The organism is Nocardiopsis dassonvillei subsp. dassonvillei DSM 43111 (assembly GCF_000092985.1).
Lineage (GTDB): Bacteria > Actinomycetota > Actinomycetes > Streptosporangiales > Streptosporangiaceae > Nocardiopsis > Nocardiopsis dassonvillei.
Genome location: NC_014210.1, coordinates 5,483,852 through 5,500,282 on the forward strand (window position 1 = coordinate 5,483,852; position 16,431 = coordinate 5,500,282).

12 protein-coding genes are annotated in these 16,431 nt (G+C 72.9%); 7 read left to right on the forward strand and 5 right to left on the reverse strand.

Annotated elements, in window-relative coordinates:
• Window positions 1-10 precede the first annotated feature (10 nt).
• The 4 genes from eccD to NDAS_RS22805 form a co-directional block, all read right to left on the reverse strand.
• Window positions 11-1,336, reverse strand: coding sequence for a type VII secretion integral membrane protein EccD (eccD, locus tag NDAS_RS22790; protein ID WP_013155610.1), 1,326 nt, complete (start codon window positions 1,334-1,336; stop codon window positions 11-13).
• Between the two features lie 124 nt (window positions 1,337-1,460).
• Window positions 1,461-2,438, reverse strand: coding sequence for a TNT domain-containing protein (locus NDAS_RS22795; RefSeq protein ID WP_013155611.1), 978 nt, complete (start codon window positions 2,436-2,438; stop codon window positions 1,461-1,463).
• A gap of 47 nt (window positions 2,439-2,485) precedes the next feature.
• Window positions 2,486-2,782: a pore-forming ESAT-6 family protein gene (locus NDAS_RS22800; RefSeq protein ID WP_013155612.1), complete on the reverse strand. Its 297-nt coding sequence runs from the start codon at window positions 2,780-2,782 to the stop codon at window positions 2,486-2,488.
• 28 nt (window positions 2,783-2,810) lie between these two features.
• The gene (locus NDAS_RS22805) at window positions 2,811-3,140 is read right to left on the reverse strand and encodes a hypothetical protein (RefSeq protein WP_013155613.1); all 330 of its coding nucleotides are present in this window, start codon (window positions 3,138-3,140) and stop codon (window positions 2,811-2,813) included.
• A gap of 626 nt (window positions 3,141-3,766) precedes the next feature.
• On the opposite strand from NDAS_RS22805, the gene NDAS_RS22810 reads away from it, so the two are divergent.
• The 7 genes from NDAS_RS22810 (at window position 3,767) to NDAS_RS22840 (ending at window position 15,738) form a co-directional block, all read left to right on the forward strand.
• On the forward strand, window positions 3,767-4,144 hold the full coding sequence (locus tag NDAS_RS22810; RefSeq protein WP_013155614.1) for a DUF6507 family protein: 378 nt from the start codon (window positions 3,767-3,769) through the stop codon (window positions 4,142-4,144).
• A gap of 259 nt (window positions 4,145-4,403) precedes the next feature.
• Window positions 4,404-7,469 carry a hypothetical protein gene (locus NDAS_RS27680; RefSeq protein WP_049800328.1) on the forward strand — a complete coding sequence of 1,022 codons (3,066 nt, stop codon included), beginning with the start codon at window positions 4,404-4,406 and terminating at the stop codon, window positions 7,467-7,469.
• Window positions 7,466-8,353, forward strand: a complete 888-nt coding sequence (locus NDAS_RS22820; RefSeq protein ID WP_013155616.1) for an immunity 49 family protein — start codon at window positions 7,466-7,468, stop codon at window positions 8,351-8,353. Before NDAS_RS27680 ends, NDAS_RS22820 begins: the two co-directional genes overlap by 4 nt.
• Window positions 8,354-8,469: 116 nt before the next feature.
• Window positions 8,470-9,903, forward strand: a complete 1,434-nt coding sequence (locus tag NDAS_RS22825; protein WP_013155617.1) for a DUF6177 family protein — start codon at window positions 8,470-8,472, stop codon at window positions 9,901-9,903.
• Between the two features lie 138 nt (window positions 9,904-10,041).
• Window positions 10,042-14,040, forward strand: a complete 3,999-nt coding sequence (locus tag NDAS_RS22830) for a type VII secretion protein EccC (RefSeq protein WP_013155618.1) — start codon at window positions 10,042-10,044, stop codon at window positions 14,038-14,040.
• Window positions 14,041-14,224: 184 nt separating this feature from the next.
• On the forward strand, window positions 14,225-14,968 hold the full coding sequence (locus NDAS_RS22835) for an RDD family protein (RefSeq protein ID WP_013155619.1): 744 nt from the start codon (window positions 14,225-14,227) through the stop codon (window positions 14,966-14,968).
• A gap of 173 nt (window positions 14,969-15,141) precedes the next feature.
• Window positions 15,142-15,738 (forward strand): hypothetical protein, encoded by a 597-nt coding sequence (locus tag NDAS_RS22840; RefSeq protein ID WP_013155620.1) that lies wholly within the window; start codon window positions 15,142-15,144, stop codon window positions 15,736-15,738.
• A gap of 29 nt (window positions 15,739-15,767) precedes the next feature.
• Here the strand turns inward: NDAS_RS22840 and NDAS_RS22845 are convergent, their stop codons facing one another.
• Window positions 15,768-16,424 carry a GNAT family N-acetyltransferase gene (locus NDAS_RS22845; RefSeq protein WP_013155621.1) on the reverse strand — a complete coding sequence of 219 codons (657 nt, stop codon included), beginning with the start codon at window positions 16,422-16,424 and terminating at the stop codon, window positions 15,768-15,770.
• Window positions 16,425-16,431: the final 7 nt, after the last annotated feature.

Consider the following 16,431-nt stretch of genomic DNA (forward strand, 5'->3'; position numbering starts at 1 on the left):
GTCCCCCCGCTCAGAAGGTCGTGAGGAGGCGCTGGAAGGTGCCGAACGCGCCGATCGCCAGGGGCACCAGCACGACGACGGCGACCGCCTCGAACCTGCTGGTGACACCGCGCAGCCGCGCCCGCACGTGCTCGGGCTGCTCGATCGACAGCACGACCGCGGGGACGGCCGACACCGCGACCGCGATCCCCAGCGCGGGCCACACCCCCCAGGGCACGGCCTCGGCCCAGGAGAGGAGGAAGGCCACCAGCACCACGAGGCTCGCGGCGATGAGCACCGACTTCTGCGCGACCAGCGGGAACAGCCGGGCGCGGCTGGCCACCACCAGGGCCAGCACCACCGACAGCCCCGCCGTCCACCAGTCGAAGTGGGTGGCCAGGCCGATCCCCGCCGTGGCCGCGGACACCGCCACCGCGATCGTGGCGATCACCAGGCTCCGGTGGGCTCCCGCCACCGAGGTGAGCACGTCGCTCCGGGTCACCGCCTCCCCGGAGCTGCGCCGGTCGTCCAGGACCGCCAGCCCGGAGAACATCAGCGCCAGGCGGAGCAGCAGGCTCAGCAGCACCACGCAGGCCACCGCCATGATGACGGCGATCTGGTAGGTGGGCAGGCCCAGCGCCGCGCCCACCGACCACACGACCGCCAGGGCGAGTCCGACCCCGCCACCGGTCAGGCCGCCCCGGCCCAGTCCCGACGTGAGCCCGAGCAGCAGGACCAGTCCCGCGACCAGGGCGGCGCCGCCGCCCCAGCGGGCCCACTCGGGCCAGCCGAGCTGGTCGCAGGCCAGCCACAGGACCAGTCCGCCGACCGCGGTGCCGCTGATCGCCAGGGCCGTGCCCAGGGGCTCCCGCCAGGTCGGGCCGATCGACGCGCCCACCGCAACCAGCACGGCGGCGACCACGGCCAGGCCGACGAGGCCGCCGTTGCCGGAGAAGTACCCCTGCACGATCCAGGCCGCGCCCACGGCGAGGGCGACGAGGGAGACGGTGGCGGTCCAGCGGGCCGCCACCGGGTTCCAGCGCCCCTGGTGGTCGTCCAGGGCCATCGAGACCGCCTCGGGGACCTCGTGCACCACCGGGGCGGGCACCGGTTCCTCCGCCCGGACCAGCCGCAGCACCGCGCCGTCGGTGATCTGCCGTTCCGCGAGCGTGGTGTCGCCCTCCAGGACGATCCCGGAGGCGGTCACCAGGTGCCGCAGTTTGGCGGGGTTCTCCACCTGGTCGCCGAGGAGGTCGAGCACCTCGGGCATGAGCGCGCCCACGGGTTCGCTCGCGGGCAGGACGGCGTCGACCCTGCGCTCCTCGCCGACGAGGGTCACGCGGCTCCAAGCGGTCATTGCCTTCCCATCCTCGCTCCTGCGTCACCGGTGGCCCTGGCCACCGCTCTCGGGTCCGGGGTCCGGGCCCCGGAATTCGGTCGTGCCCTCCAGCCGGACGGTGTGGAGGCTTGCGTCGGCGCCCCTAGCCGGGCACGTCGCTGACGGCGATGCGCTCCAGGTAGCCGTTGCCGATGAGCCAGCGGATCGTCGGAACGGTGGGTACCTCGGTGAACCCGGCCGTGTCGAGGGTGAAGCGGACGCCGCCGCCGGGGTGCCCCCCGTTCGCGGGGGCGCTGGTCGCGCTCACCTGGAAGGGGTGGATGACCCGGTAGCGGTGGTAGAGGTCCTCGCCGTCGGGAGCGGTGCGGGCGTGGTCGGGCAGACCGCGTTCCCCGAAGGCGGTCCCGTCGGGGAACAGGTAGCGGCCGCTCTCCTGGCCGAAGGCGTCCACGACGTCGCCGACCGCGAGTCCGTGCAGGTAGGAGCCGCCGCTGCGCTCCTGAAGGCTCTCGCGCACCGTGGTGACCAGCTCCGCCGTGGCCTCGGCGGTCTGCCTCTCCTCGGCCTGGGTGAGGACGGTCGGTTCGGGCTCGGTGGTGGCCAGTTCCTGGTAGAGCCAGCGGGCCGCCTCGTCCTCGGTGGTGAACTCGGGTCCGGGGCGGCCCTGGTCGAAGTCCATGACGGCGGCGGACAGGTAGCCCTCCGCGTCCTGGCTGAGCAGGTAGTAGCTGTCGAGGGTTCCGGGCTCGGGACGGGGGTCGCCCGGGAGCACGTACAGGCTCTCGGGGACCCCGGCGGCGTCCAGCTCCCCGCGCAGGTCGTCGAGCGTGACCTGCGCGCCGACCCAGTCGCCCGGAATGGGCGGGACGGCGTTGTTGGCCGGTCCCGACGCCTGCTGTTCCTGCTCCACCCGCTGGGTGCTGAGCTGGTTGCTGACGAAGGACCAGCCGACGGTGCCGCCGCAGATGACCGCGGCGAGGCAGGCGCTGATCGCCACCTTGCCGAAGTTCTCGTCCAGGCGGCGCCTGGTGCGCTGGCCGCCGAAGAGCACCGCCTCGCGCAGGCGCTGTCGGCGCACGGCGACGGACTCCAGCAGCTGACTGTCGTAGTCGCGTGCCAACCGTGCTCCTCACTGCCTCTCGTGCGTGTCCCGTACCTCGGGTGCGGTCAGATGTTCATGACCGCGCTGTTGGCGCGGCTGAGGGTCTCCTGGGCGGTGGAGTCGTTGGTGGACAGCGTCTCGCGCACGAGCCGGATGATCTCGCGGACCTCGTTACCGGCGTTGTGCCACTTGAGCTCCTTGGCGCTGTACTCCTCGGACACGCCGGTGGCCTCGAACTCGGCCATGGCCTGGCTGACGTCGGTGTCGTGCTCGCCGATCAGGGTCTCGAGGCGGTTGGTGATCGACTGGATGTTGCCCTGGACCTCCTGGGAGGCACCGAGGTCGTAGGCGTTGTTGCTCATGGATGCTCCTTACCGGGGGGTCGGGGGGTCAGCGGAACTTGGCGGCGTCGAAGTTGGCCGAGCCCATGCTCTGGTTCGCGTCGTCGGCCATGGTCTGGTCACCGGTGACGAACGCGGTGTTCATGCCGGTCTGGCCCTCCTGGATGGAGCCGAGGCCCGCGCGCAGGTCCGCGGTGATGCCGTCGGCCCTGAGCTTGAAGGAGTCGAACGCGGCCTTGCCCGCGCCGTCGAACTTGCCGGACAGGGGCTCGGCGGCCTGGACGAGTTGCTGGATGAGGCTGCTCAGCTCGTCACCGGTGGTGCCGGTGCTCTGGGACAGGGTGGTCAGGGTGCTGTCGCCGATCTGCCAACGTGACAACTTTTCACCTGCTTTCCTCGGGGGTCCTCGCGAGGCTGTTCGCCTCCCGTGGGGGAGGACGCACGCGGAGTGCCCGTGGTTCGGGAGAAGATCCGCGACCGGGCAACGGACTGGATCCCCCCATAGGGGAGGATCTGCATCATACAAGTGGCCTCTGACGTAGGCACAGGGATGATCCGCGCCTGTGGACGACGGCCGGTGAACGGCGCGGACCCCTCCGGCGGACCGGCCTGGCCCGCTCACCCGCCGGGGCCTCCGGGGCGGGCGCCCGGACGCGACTGCTCCCCTTCCCGCCGTCGGCGCGTGGCCGTATCCGGCCAATCCGAACGCGGTACCGGCACCGGCCGAAGCCCCTGCCGGCACCCGGCCGCGGCTCCGACCGCCCCCGCGGGGCCCGGTGACCGCCCCGCGGCGTGCGCGCGGCCCCCGCCCGGCCCGGTGCCGCTCGGGAGAACGGGGGTTTCCCGCTCCGCGGTCCCGGTGAAACCTTCAGCGGGGAACGGGCGTCAGACCCTGGTGTCCGCGCCGCACGCGCGGGCCGGGGGCGGTACCGCGCCACCGGTCCCGCTCCCGGCGGCCGGGGCCCGGCGGCGCCCCGGACCCGCACGGCACGAAAGGAGCACCACGTGTCCCAGTGGAACATCCAACCCGCCGCGGTGGGCGGCGTACTGACGACCGTCGCCGGACACCTCGGCGAGGAGGGCGGCGGCGACGGCCTCATCGGTGTCATGCAGAAGGTCGAGGAGCACCTCGTCGACTCCGGCGACTACGCCAGGAGCCCCGTCATCGGCATGGCCCTCGGCGAGTTCGCCGAGCACTACTTCGCGATCATGAGCGAGATGGCGGGCCTGACCGTCTCCGCCGTCTCCGGTGCCAGCGAGGCCACCACCCACTACGTCGAGGGCGACCTCGACATGGCCGCGGAGTCCCAGGCCAGCGCCGGGGTCATCCCCGAACCGGAGCCGGAGCCCGCCCCCAGGGGCGGCCGCCACCTGGCAGTCTGACCGCCGGACCCCGGGCGCACGGCACCGCCCCGGCCCGTCCCCTCCGCACGAACCCCGGCGCCGCCCGGCCCCCACGGCGCCACGTCCCCCCTATCCGTCATCCGCACACCGGTGCACCGCCCCTGCCCGGCCCACCGGGACCGCGCACCGTCCCCCCGGACGCGCGCGGCCCCGCCCCACGACATGTACGGCACCTGGGAAGCGCCACGGCCCCGGCCCCCGCCCGCGGCGTCCCGGCACACAGGTAACGGTGACGACCTTGTCCGACGAAGGCCTGATCGACCCCAGCGCGTTCCCCATCCCCGACACCCTCACCTACCTCCTGGACTCGGCGGCGGCCAAGCTCAAGGCCGACGGGACCGACCTGACCGACACCGCGGGTGACATCACCGGTGCGTGGGCGGGCCTGGACGGCATCTACTCCGCACCCGAGTCCGCGACGCTGTTCAACGTCCTGAACCCGCTCACCGGGGACGCCGACGAGGTGTCGTCGGCGCTCTCCAGCGCCTCCGACGCGCTGATCGACTTCGCCGAGAAGGCGCGCGACATCAAGGACCGCTGGTACACGCTGCGCAGCGACTCCTACGCCTTCCTCCAGAGCATCGACTACGGGCGTGACGAGGACTGGGACGAGGGCAGCGGCATGCTCTGGTGGAAGGAGGAGAGCCCCAAGGTCGCCGAGCACAACGCCCTGCTCGATCGGGCCGCCGCGCTCAAGCACGAGTTCGAGGAGGCCGAGCGCACGTGCGCGAACGCCATCACCGCGCTCTTCGGCGGCACCACCTTCATCGCCCAGAGGGCCGACGGCAGCGTCACCCCGGGCGCGGGCGAGTTCGTCTACGGTTTCGACGCGCCCCTCGAAGGCGTCGAGATGGAGTGGGGAGCCCCCCAGACCAGCGACTACGCCTGGTACACCGACGCCACGGACGCCGTCGGGGACTACGTGGTCGGCATGGCCGAGGACCTCGGCGGCATGGTCGGGGCGCACGGCCCCGAGGGCTGGTTCTCCGGTTCGTGGGGCGACAACCTCTGGGACTACTGGGGCGGCACCGTGGAGGGCCTCGGCTCCCTGGTGGGCGCGTCCCGGGACGAGAACGGCAACTGGGGCTGGTCCCTGGAGACCGCCGGGAACGCCTGGAAGGAGGCGGCCCACTCGGTGGTCCCGTGGCGGGAGTGGGGCGACCGGCCCTGGTACGTCATCGGGACCGCGGCGCTCAACATCGGCGCCACGGTGGGCGGCGCCCTGCTGACCGCCACCGGCGTGGGCGCGGTCGTCGGCGTCCCGCTCCTGGCCTGGCGCGGGTCGCGGATCCTGGACGGGGTCAACGGCGGCCGTGCGGACGCCGACCTGCCCGACGGCGGCGGGGTGGACCTCCAGACCCTCATGTCGCGCGTGCCCAGCTTCGGCGACGGGTCCATCCAGCCGGTGGACCTCAGCAGGCTCGCCGACCTGGATCTGGACCAGGGCGAGTTCGGCCGGATGACCGACGCCCTGCAACGGCTCAACGACCTCGACGGAGGCGACGGCGCCTCCCCCGACCGGCCCGGCAACAGCGACAACCGCACGGTCCCGGTCGACGACGCCGACGGGGTCGGCGGCGACAACGGGTCCGCGCCGCGCGCGAACACCGCGCCCGGGGACGAGCCCGAGGCCGCGGAGCGGCGCGGGTCCTCGGACCGGGACCGCGACGACGCGGAGGGCGACGGCGCCGACCAGGACGCCGAGGAGCCGACCTATCCGACCACCGAGCTGCTCGACTCCAGCCAGGACTTCCTCGACGGCGTCGACCCCGAGTCCGTCCGGGGCCTGCGCGAGGGGATGGACGGCCAGGAGAACGACTGGGTGACCTCGCAGGTACCCGACGACGTCTCCTCGGTCAACGACACCCCGGTCCAGCGCTACGAGTCCGAGCCCTCCCGCGTGGAGGCCGGGAACGAGCGCCCCGAGGAACTCGTCCTCGCGGGCCGGGGAGAGCACGAGATCGCGGAGGGGGCGGACGGCGAGCGCGTCGACGCCCGCCACGACACCACGGTCGACAACAGTGCGGGTGGAACGACGTCCCTCGACAGCCCGCGCGGAGGCACGACGGTCATCGAGACCGACTCCGGCCGCGGCGGTTCCGGCGGCGGCACGGGCGGTGGCGGCACCGGCGACGGACCGCCGCACTCGCCCGACCCCGGCGACGGGAACGGTTCCGGACCGGACGATCCCCTCGACGGCGACAGCGGTGACGGCGGCGGTGACGAAGACCTGCCGAGCAACGTCCAGGACCTGGCCAACCACCGCTGGGGTGACACCCCCGAGGGCAGGAAACGCTTCTACCAGCACTTCCAGGACCTGCTGAACGACCGCTCCAACGGGGTGTTCGACCGGTTCTACCAGGACAACGGCTACCGCAGGAGCCGGTTCACGAAGGTGGGTCCCGAGGAGATCCCCCTCCCCAAGCTGACCTGGGACAAGCACAACGGCCGGTGGATCGTCCAGGAGACCCTTCCCGCCGCGGACCCGCCGGACTACAAGGGAGACGTGAACAAGCGCGACGCGCTCGTCTCACGGGATCCCGCGAACGACGGCTACACCTACCTCGACGAGCTCGCGGAGAGGCGGCGCAGCGCCATCACCGCGGACGGCACCGCGGGCACCAGGCTCCAGGCGCTGGAGGCGCGGTACAAGGAGCACCTCGACGCGGGCGGCAGCGTTCCCCGGGACCTCGCCGCGGCCAGGGAGGTCTACGCCGAGCGGCACACCGACATGCTCAGGGCCTCGGAGGGCTTCGGCGAGGCGACGGCCGACATCGCGATCCTCGACCAGTTCGACGGCACACACCCGGCCCTCGACTCGGCGGGCAGGCCGGTCCTGGACGAGAACGGCGACCCCGTCAACAAGCCCAGGGTCACCGAGCAGATCACCCTGCCCGACACCTCCCCCCGCAACGGGAACCACCAGTTCGACCAGGTCTGGCGCACGGAGGACGGCGGGCTCGTCGTCGTCGAGGCCAAGAGCAGTACGGACACCCAGCTCGGCACGCGCTTGGCCGAGGTTCCGAACAGCACGCCGGTCAGGGTGTCCCAGGGAACGAGGGCGTATCTGGAGTCCATTCTGGAGAGCATGCGGGAACGCGGGGAAAGCGACGCCAGAAACGCGTTCACCGAGGAGGACCTGGCCGACGAGATCCAGGCCGCTCTGGAGAACGGCAAGCTCCACTACGTCGAGGTCAAGGGCAATCCCATCACCAATTACGATGACCAGGGCCAAATCCTGGATTCCCGGAGCGAAGGTTACTCCTTCCGAGAATTCGACCTGGACCGGAGGGCAGGACGTTGACGTACCGCATCGAGAGCCACCGAATCGACAACCCCGCCTACCGGATCAAGGAGAAGCAGTTCCAGGAGAAGCGGGTCAAGAAGATCGACGACCTCTCCCGGCACCCCGAGTCCATCGGCACGACCTCGTCCACCGTGTACCGGTACGCGAAGATCGCCCTCACCCTGGACCCCGAGGGCGGGAAACTGGAGACCTGGGAGGCCTGGGCCGCCGCCATGCAGGTCTTCAACGCCGTCTTCGACCTCAGCACCGCTCCCGAGGGTGCCCGGGTCCAGTGCGTGATCGACCACGAGGTCCGCGACCTCACCGCCACCGGACCGGGCCACTTCACCAACGCCGGGAACTGGGAGACCGCGTTCTTCCTCGCCGTCACCTGCCGCGACGAGAAGCGCTGGCGCAGGCTCTGCGAGGTCCCGGTCGACCTGCTGCGCGAGGCCGGGGAGCGGGGCGGCATCCAGCACAACGAGTACGTCTACCACTGGGTCGCCGCGCTCCAGGCGTTCGTGCTCAACCGGCCCGGCCTGGCCGACCACCTCGCCAGGGCCATGGAACTGTCCGACCCCCGCAACGGGGCCTTCGGCGGCGACACGCTCGACAGGATCGTCTTCCCCCAGATGAACGCCTTCCGGTTCTTCGCCGCCAACGACGCCGACGGGTTCAACAGGGCCCTGGCCGAAGGGCTCACCGCCTTCCGCGATCACTACACCGCCACCGCCGAAAGCGCCGAGGACGTGCACGGCGTCGTCCCCCTGGGGCTGCTCGCCCTGGCCTGCTGGGCTCACGACCGCGGCCACCACCACCCCGAGTTCACGCTGGAGGTGGAGTCGGGCTACCTGCCCAAGTACCTCCTCGACGGCGGCTGGGTCGGGGAGTTCCCCACCTGACGCCGACCGGGGCCACCCACCCGCCCGGGAAAACGGGCCCGGGGGCGAACCTCGCGGACGCCCCCGGGATCCCACCCTCCCAGTACCGCCCTCCCCCGGAGTGTTGAGGAGATCCCTTGAGCCACGACGCGGTCGCCCTTCTGGCCAGCCCTCCCGACCGGCGCGCCCTGACCAAGGCCCTGGTCGCCGCCGGACCCGACCTCCGGGTGCGGTTCGCGGCCGACGGCGCCGTGGTCGAACTGCTCGACGCCGGGGGCCGCCTGGTCGCCGCCGTGCAGGCGGCCCAGCGCCTGGCCCTGTCCGCCGAGGCCGAACGGCTCCTGTCCGACGGCATGGTCGACGACCTGCCCGCCCAGCCCTACTGGGTGGAGGCGCGCGGCGCCGAACTCGCGGACACCGACACCGCCGGGGCCGTCGGCCGCTTCGTCCGCGACCTCGCGGACCGGCTCGGCGGCGTCGTGTGGGAGCCCGAGCCGCGGCTCTCCCGCGGCGACGCCTTCCTGGACGGCTCCACCGACCACCCCGCCGTCACCGCCCGCACCGACAGGGCCGTGGTCGTGGTGCAGGACCGCCCCCTGGTCCCCATGTCCCCCTGGCTCGTGGACACCGTCGCCGCCCACGGGCGCGAGGGCCTGCGCCTCCAGGTCGTCACCCCCTCCACCAGCCGCCTCACCCACGCACTGCGCTCGGTGCTGGCCGACCCCACCGCCCGCTGGGTGGTCCAGGCCCCCGACGGCGCCTACTACGACGGGTTCTCCGGGGTGCCCCTGGTCTGGGACGAACGGGAGGCCTTCGTCCTGGACCGGAGCGCCCGGGCCGAGGACGGACCGCACGAGGCGTTCCGCGCCCGGGCCGAGGATGTGGAGGGGACCGGCTCCCACCTGCTCGTCGAGCTGAAGGCGGAGCACCCCGCCGACAACGGCCTGGTCCTGGGCGAGGCCGCCGAACTGCTCGCCGAGCGCCTGGGCGGCCGCGCCCCCGCGCTCTGGGGCACCAGCGAGCCCCTCCCCCAGGAGTGGAACCGGGCGGCGCTGACCCGGCTGTGCCGCGAACGCGCGCCCGGGCAGACCTGGTTCGTGTTCACCGGCCCTCCCGAGGGCGTGCGCGAGGAGGGCGTGCTCCCCTTCTGCGGCACCCAGCGGGTGATGCGCACCGCGCACGGGGTGCGTGAGAGCGTCTCGTTCGCGGTGGCCCGGCCCGCGGGCGAGGAGCACGACCTGGACGCGTTGTCGTCGGTGGTCCGTACACTCACCGAACGCGATGTGCTGCGGACCATGACGGTGCGGCGCGCGGCCGGGCGGCCGGACCTGACCCACGAGCCCCGCTGGTGCGGCCTCCCCCTGCCGGTCGGCCTGGCCGTGGGGGTGGAGGGCGTCTCCTCGATCGGCACCGACCGGGCGCTGTCCGCTCCGGTGCGCGGGGTGCCGTTCGGCCCGCCGCTCACGCCCTCGGTCTGGTACCGGGTCGGGGACGGCACCGAGCCGGACGGCTGGCAGCGCTTCCGCGAGCTCATGGACCACCTGCACCCCGACGGGGCCCGCGCGGGCTGACCCGCGGCCGCGGCCGGGCGCCGACCGGAGCCGCCGGTACGCGAAAAGCCCCTCCGACACCGTCTTCGATAGGATTTTTCCGCCCCCGCGCAGCCCCCGCGCCCTCGTCTTCCCATCCCTGCGCCGAGAGGAAAGCCGATGAGCCTTCGCGTCGTGCACCGGCCGACACGAACCGTCCATCCCACTCCGGTGCAGGAACCGCACGAGGTGGAGGCCCCGCCGACCCTGCCCGACGGCAACGCCCAGGGCAACCCGCTGATGACCATCCTGCCGATGGTCGGCATGCTGGCGTCGATGACCATCATGATGGTCATGCGCAACCCGGCCTTCATCGCGCTGGGCGGCGTCCTCCTCGTGGTGGCCCTCCTCGCCGCCGTGGTCATGCTCTTCTCCCGGCGCGGCCAGGTCGCCCGGCAGCGCCGCAACCAGCGCGAGCTGTACCTGCAGTACCTGGAGGAACTGCGCGAGGAGCTCACCGCCTGGGAGCAGGGCACCCGCGCCCACGCCCGGCTGCTCGACCCGCCGCCCGAGGCCCTGTACGACGTCATCCGCGACCCCACCCGGCTCTGGGAGCGCCGCCGCAGGCACCGCGACTTCCTGCGGGTGCGGGTGGGCACCGGCCTGACCGAGGGCCGCCCCCTGCGGCTCGCCGAGCAGGGCACCGCCCTCATGCCCACCGACCCGTTCATGCTCTCCGAGGCGCAGGCCGCCATCCGGCGGTTCGCCTCGGTCCCCGAGATGCCGCTGACCCTGCCCCTGGACATGGCCGGGAACGTCAGCGTGATCGGCGAGCGCGAGGACGTGATGCGCGTGGTGCGCGCCCTCGCCGCCCAGTTCGGCGCCTTCCACGCCCCCGAGGACGCCGGGTTGGCGGTGTCCTACCCCGCGGACAGGGCCGAGGACTGGTCCTGGCTGCCGTGGCTGCCCCAGGTCCTGGACCCGCAGCGCCGCGAGGGCGGCGCCGCCGTCCGCCTGATCGCCCCCGACCCGGTCAAGCTGGGCGGCCTGCTCGCGGACGAACTGCGCTCGCGCACCGACTTCGCCTCCGAGGTCCGCCGGGGCATGGGCAAGCGCGAGGCGTACCGGATGCTGCGCAGGCTCCTGGTCGTCCACGACACCCACGGCGACGTGGCCGCCGAGCTGGTCCGGCCCGACCACGCCGTGGACCCCGTCGACCTGGGCGTGACCGTGCTGCACCTGGTGTCCCGCCAGATCGACGAGCCCAGCGACGTGAACGTGCGCGTCACGGTCACCGGCGACCAGGTCCGCGTCGAGGAGCTGCGCGGTGCCGACCCCGTGGTCACCACCGGCACCGTGGACGACGTCTCCGACGCCACCCTCACCGGCCTGGCCCGCATGCTGGCCCCGCTGCGCCTGTCCCCGGAGTCGATCGAGGAGACGGCGCAGGAGGGCGGCAGCGTCGACTTCCCCGCGATGATGGGCGTCCAGGACCCCGGTTCCATGGACGTGCCGCGCCTGTGGGCGCCGCGCAGCGAGCGGGCGTTCCTGCGCGTGCCCATCGGTGTGGACGACATGGGCCAGCCCGTGGTGCTGGACCTCAAGGAGTCCGCGCAGCTGGGCATGGGACCGCACGGCCTGTGCGTGGGCGCCACCGGTTCGGGCAAGAGCGAGATGCTGCGCACCCTCGTGCTGGCGCTGGCCGCCTCGCACCCGCCCGAGCGGGTGAGCATGGTCCTGGTCGACTACAAGGGCGGCGCCACGTTCGCCCCGTTCGAGGACATGCCGCACGTGGCCGGGGTGATCACCAACCTGGAGGACGACGCCGCGCTGATCGAGCGCGTGTACGCGAGCCTGTCCGGCGAGGTGCAGCGCCGCCAGCAGGTGCTGCGCGACGCCGGGAACGTGTCCAACATCGGCGACTACACCTACAAGCGCGAGCACGACCCGAGCCTGCCGCCGCTGCCGCACCTGCTGGTGATCATCGACGAGTTCGGCGAGCTGCTCACCGCACGCCCCGACTTCATCGAGCTGTTCCTGTCCATCGGCCGCATCGGGCGCAGCATCGGCGTGCACCTGCTGCTGTCCAGCCAGCGCATCGAGGGCGGCAAGCTGCGCGGCCTGGACACCTACCTGTCCTACCGGCTGGGTCTGCGCACCTTCTCCGAGGAGGAGAGCCGCACCGTCCTCAACACCCCCGACGCCTTCCACCTGCCCTCCCTGCCCGGGTTCGGCTACCTGAAGGTGGACACCAGCGTCTACCAGCGCTTCAAGGCGGGGTACGTCTCCGGCGCCTACCGCGGCCCGGTGGCGGAGGAGGAGCCCACCGAGGGCACCCCGTCGGTGCGCCGCTACACCGCCTACAACGCCGACGCCGAGCCTGTGGAGGCCGCGGCCTCCGGGTCCTCCGGCGAGGACGTGCCCATGCCCTCCCGCACGGTGGGCCCGACCCTGCTGGACGTGATGGTCGGCCAGTTCGGCAGGCACGGCGAGCGGACCCGGGAGATCTGGCTGCCGCCCCTGCCGTCCGCGACCACGCTGGACGCGGTGGCGGGCGAGCCGGAGGAGAGCGACCGCGGGCTGCGGCTGCCCGGCGGGCACGAGGCGATGCGCGTGCCGCTCGGCCTGCTGGACGACGCCACCAAGCAGTGGCAGGGCGTGTGGAAGCTCGACCTGACCGCGTCCGGCGGCCACGCCGCGATCATCGGCGGCCCGCAGAGCGGCAAGACCACCCTGCTGCGCACGCTGGTGCTGTCGCTGGCGCTCACGCACACCCCCGCCCAGGCGGCCGTGTACTGCCTGGACCTCATGGGCGGCGGCATGCAGTCCCTGGCGGCGCTGCCGCACGTGGGCGGCGTGGCGGTGCGCACCGACGCCGAGCGGGTGCGCCGCACGGTGGAGGAGGTCCAGGGCATGCTCGAACACCGCCAGACGGTGTTCCGCGAGCGCGGGATCGACTCGGTCGCCCAGCTGCGCCGGATGCACGCGCGCGGCGAGGTCCCCGAGCTGGCCAGCGCCGACGTGGTGTTCGTCGTGGACGGTTTCGGCGCGCTGCGCAAGGACTTCGAGGACATCGACCCGATCGTGACCGAGCTGCTCCAGCGCGGCGGCGGGTTCGGCGTCCACGTGGTGGCCGGGATGCTGCGCTGGAACGACGTGCGCATCGCCGCCCAGTCCAACTTCGGGCAGAAGGTGGAGCTGCACCTCAACGACGCCTCGGACTCCACGATCGACCGCAAGCTCTCGGAGACGATCAGCGCCAGGACCCCCGGTCGGGTGCTGACCGACGGCGAGCTGTTCGGCCAGGCGGCGCTGCCCCGGTTCGACGGGGTGGCCGACAACGACAACCTGGGCGAGGTCGTGGAGAAGGCCGTGCGCGCGGTGGACCGGGCCTGGCGGGGCACGCGTGCGCCCCAGGTGCGGATCCTGCCGCACCGGCTGTCCGCCCGGACCCTGCCCACGGCGGAGTCCGAGCCCAAGGCGGTGCCGATCGGCGTGGACGAGCGCGCCCTGGAACCGGTGCTGCTCGACCTGTTCGAGCGGGACCAGAACCTGCTCGTCATGGGCGACGGGGAGTGCGGCAAGACCAACCTGCTGCGGCTGGTCGCCGAGGGCCTCGTGGCGCGCTACTCCTCCGACGAGGTGGTGTTCGCCGTGATGGACCCGCGCCGGACCCTGCGGGGCGTGGTGCCCGAGGAGTACATGGGCGGGTACGCGAGCAACCCCCGCGTGTGCGCGGGGCTGGCGGGCGGCGTGGCCAAGGAGGTCGAGGGCCGCCTGCCCGAGGACGGGGACGTGGACTCCCTGGAACCGGGCTCGTTCAAGGGTCCGCGCATCGTGGTGCTCGCCGACGACTACGACGTGCTCACCACCGCGGGCCAGAAGCCGCTGGCGCCGTTCGTCCCGTTCGTGCCCAACGGCCGCGACATCGGCCTGCACTTCGTGGTGGCGCGCCGGGTGGCCGGTGCGGGGCGCGGGATGTACGACCCGCTGGTGCAGGCCATGCGCGAGATCGGCACGAGCGCCCTGGTGATGTCCGGCGACCGGAGCGAGGGCCAGATCCTGCCCCGGGTCTACGCGGCCAGCCAGCCCCCCGGGCGCGGCAAGTGGGTGACCCGCGGCGGTTCGTCGCGGCTGGTGCAGACCGCGCTGCGCGAGCCGCACGAGGAGCGGCCGTGACGGCACCGGCCGCTGTCGGGGGGCGGGAGTAGAGTACGGGCGCGCTTCGGGGGATCGCGGACAGCCGGTGTTCTCCCGAACCGCGCCCGTGTCCACGGCATCGGACAGAACGCACGCCACGGCCCCCCGCTCCGTGGCGCCCCGACGCCCCCGAAAGCACCTGACGACATTCGGCAGGAGAGCCATGCAGCCCCCGCAGCAGCCCGCCGGTGGACAGCCGGAGCACGGTTCCCCGTACGCGGGGTACGACGTCCAGCCCGCCTACCAGGACCCCTACGCGCCGTCCGGGTACCAGGTCCCGCCCGCGCCCGCGTATGCGGCGCCGCCGCAACCCTCCATGTACCCCCCACCCCACCAGACCCCTTACGCGCACGGTCATCAGGGCTACTACCCCCCGCCGCAGAACTGGCTTCCGCCGGCCCTCACCGACCCCGGACACTGGAACCCGGACAACCCCGAGGTCGGCCGCGCCGAGATGGGGGTGCGCTTCGTGGCCAGGATGGTCGACACGTTCGTCGTCGGCTGCGTCTGGTACGCGATGATGGTGCTGGGAGTCATCGTCAGCGTGATCATCGGCGGCGGCGAGATGGACGGCGGCGGCCCCGGCGAGATCGCCTTCATGGTGACCGCCGTCTTCAACTTCTTCCTGCTGTCCATCGTGGTGGAGGCGCTCCAGGTCCGCCTGTGGGGACGGTCGGTCGGCAAGATCCTGCTGGGTCTGTGGGTGGTGCGCTCCGACGGCGGCGGAAGGGTCAAGCTCGGTCGCGCGTTCGTGCGTGCGCTGCTCTACTCGCCGGGCATGAACCCGGTCAACTGGATCCTGCCCTGGTCGATCACCAACGTCCTGTGGCCCCTGCGTGACAAGAGGACCCGCAAGTGCCTCCACGACAAGGCGGCGGGCACTGTGGTCGTCCAGGTCCGCCGGTAGGTTCCGTCCGGGCCGCACGCTCACGCGAGGGCTGGGGCCGGAGCGGGACCGGGTCGCGGCTTGCCTCGCCCAACGAACACGCTGCGTGGTGCTGCGACTCGGGGGAGGAGCAGCGGGACGAACGGCCAGGAAACACCCTTGGACCCGGACTCGCCCGCTGGTACCTTCGCTCGATGACGCGGTTCGTGGGATCCCTCATCGGCGCGGGCTTCGGCCTCGCCTTCGTCCTGGCCAACTCCGGGCCGCCGCTCGACCCCACCCTCGCCTCCGTGCTGCGGGTGTTCGCGGTCGCGGCGCTCGTCGGGGTGGTCGTGCTGGCGGTGGTCACGGGCCGCGGGTCCGGTCCCGCCGCGGATCCCGAGCCCGGCCCCGAGGGGCCGCGGATGCGGTTCGACGCCTTCTACGGCGTGGTCGTGCTGCTGGAGGCGGTCCTGCTCTTCGGCGGCATCCAGGTGCTGCGCGCCCTGGACGCGCCCGTGCAGGCCAACGTCGCCTGGATCGCCCTCGCCGTCGGTCTGCACTTCCTCCCGCTGGCCCGGCACTGGCGTACCCGCTCGCTCCTGGCCGTCGCCGCCTACATGTCGGTGCTCGGCGCCGCGGGACTGGCGATGGCCCTCACCGGGCGCCCCGACTGGGTGCCCCTCGTCAGCGGCGTGGTCACCGGGCTGGGCATGCTGACCGGCCTCCTGGTCGGCCTGCTGGTCCCCCTCGTGACCGCGCGCGGGTCCGGCCCGGCCGCCGCCGGCACCGCGTCGGCCCCCTCGCCGTAGACGCGGGGCCGACGCCCCCGCGCCCGCTGCTAGGCCTCGGACCCGTCCAGCCCGAAGAACGGCAGACACGGCTCCAGGCCCGTCACGGTGACCGGGACCGTGCGGTGCTCCGCCCAGTCCCGCCTGGTCAGCCGGTAGTGGTTCTTCACCACCCGCTCACCCCTGACCTCGATCAGGTCGAACCCGTTCCCGCGGTACCCCAGGCGCTCGCAGACCCGCTCCGAGGCGGTGTTGCCCTCGAACACCGACGACACCGCCGCCACGGCGCCCAGCCCCTCGAAGGCCAGGTGCAGCACGGCGGCGCGCATCTCGGTGCCGATCCCCCTGCCCTGGTGGGCCCTTCCGAGCCACGATCCGGTGCCGACCTGGCGCGTGACCGCGAAGTCGCGCGCCCGCATGTCCTGGATGCCCACCACGGCGCCCTCGTGGACCACGACGAGGTTGAGCCCCCAGTCCTGCGGCTTCCACGAGGCGAGGGTCCCCAGGTTGTGCTGTATCACCCCGAGGGCGAGCTCGTCCGACGGCTGGTCGGTCCACGGTACGACGAAGGGCATGGTGTCCGGGTCGTGGACGCCCTCCACCGCGACCTCGGCCAGCTGGCCGAGGTCGTCGAAGGACGGGAGCCGCAGTTCGAGGCGGGGTGTGGTCAGCCGCAGGCCCAGAGGCGGGAAGTGGTCGGTGATCATGCGCCGA

Coding starts and splice junctions, on each gene's coding strand:
- eccD (WP_013155610.1), bottom strand. CDS start 1,336: ATGACCGCTTGGAGCCGCGTGACCCTCGTCGGCGAGGAGCGCAGGGTC.
- NDAS_RS22800 (WP_013155612.1), bottom strand. CDS start 2,782: ATGAGCAACAACGCCTACGACCTCGGTGCCTCCCAGGAGGTCCAGGGC.
- NDAS_RS22830 (WP_013155618.1), top strand. CDS start 10,042: ATGAGCCTTCGCGTCGTGCACCGGCCGACACGAACCGTCCATCCCACT.
- NDAS_RS22835 (WP_013155619.1), top strand. CDS start 14,225: ATGCAGCCCCCGCAGCAGCCCGCCGGTGGACAGCCGGAGCACGGTTCC.
- NDAS_RS22840 (WP_013155620.1), top strand. CDS start 15,142: ATGACGCGGTTCGTGGGATCCCTCATCGGCGCGGGCTTCGGCCTCGCC.
- NDAS_RS22845 (WP_013155621.1), bottom strand. CDS start 16,424: ATGATCACCGACCACTTCCCGCCTCTGGGCCTGCGGCTGACCACACCC.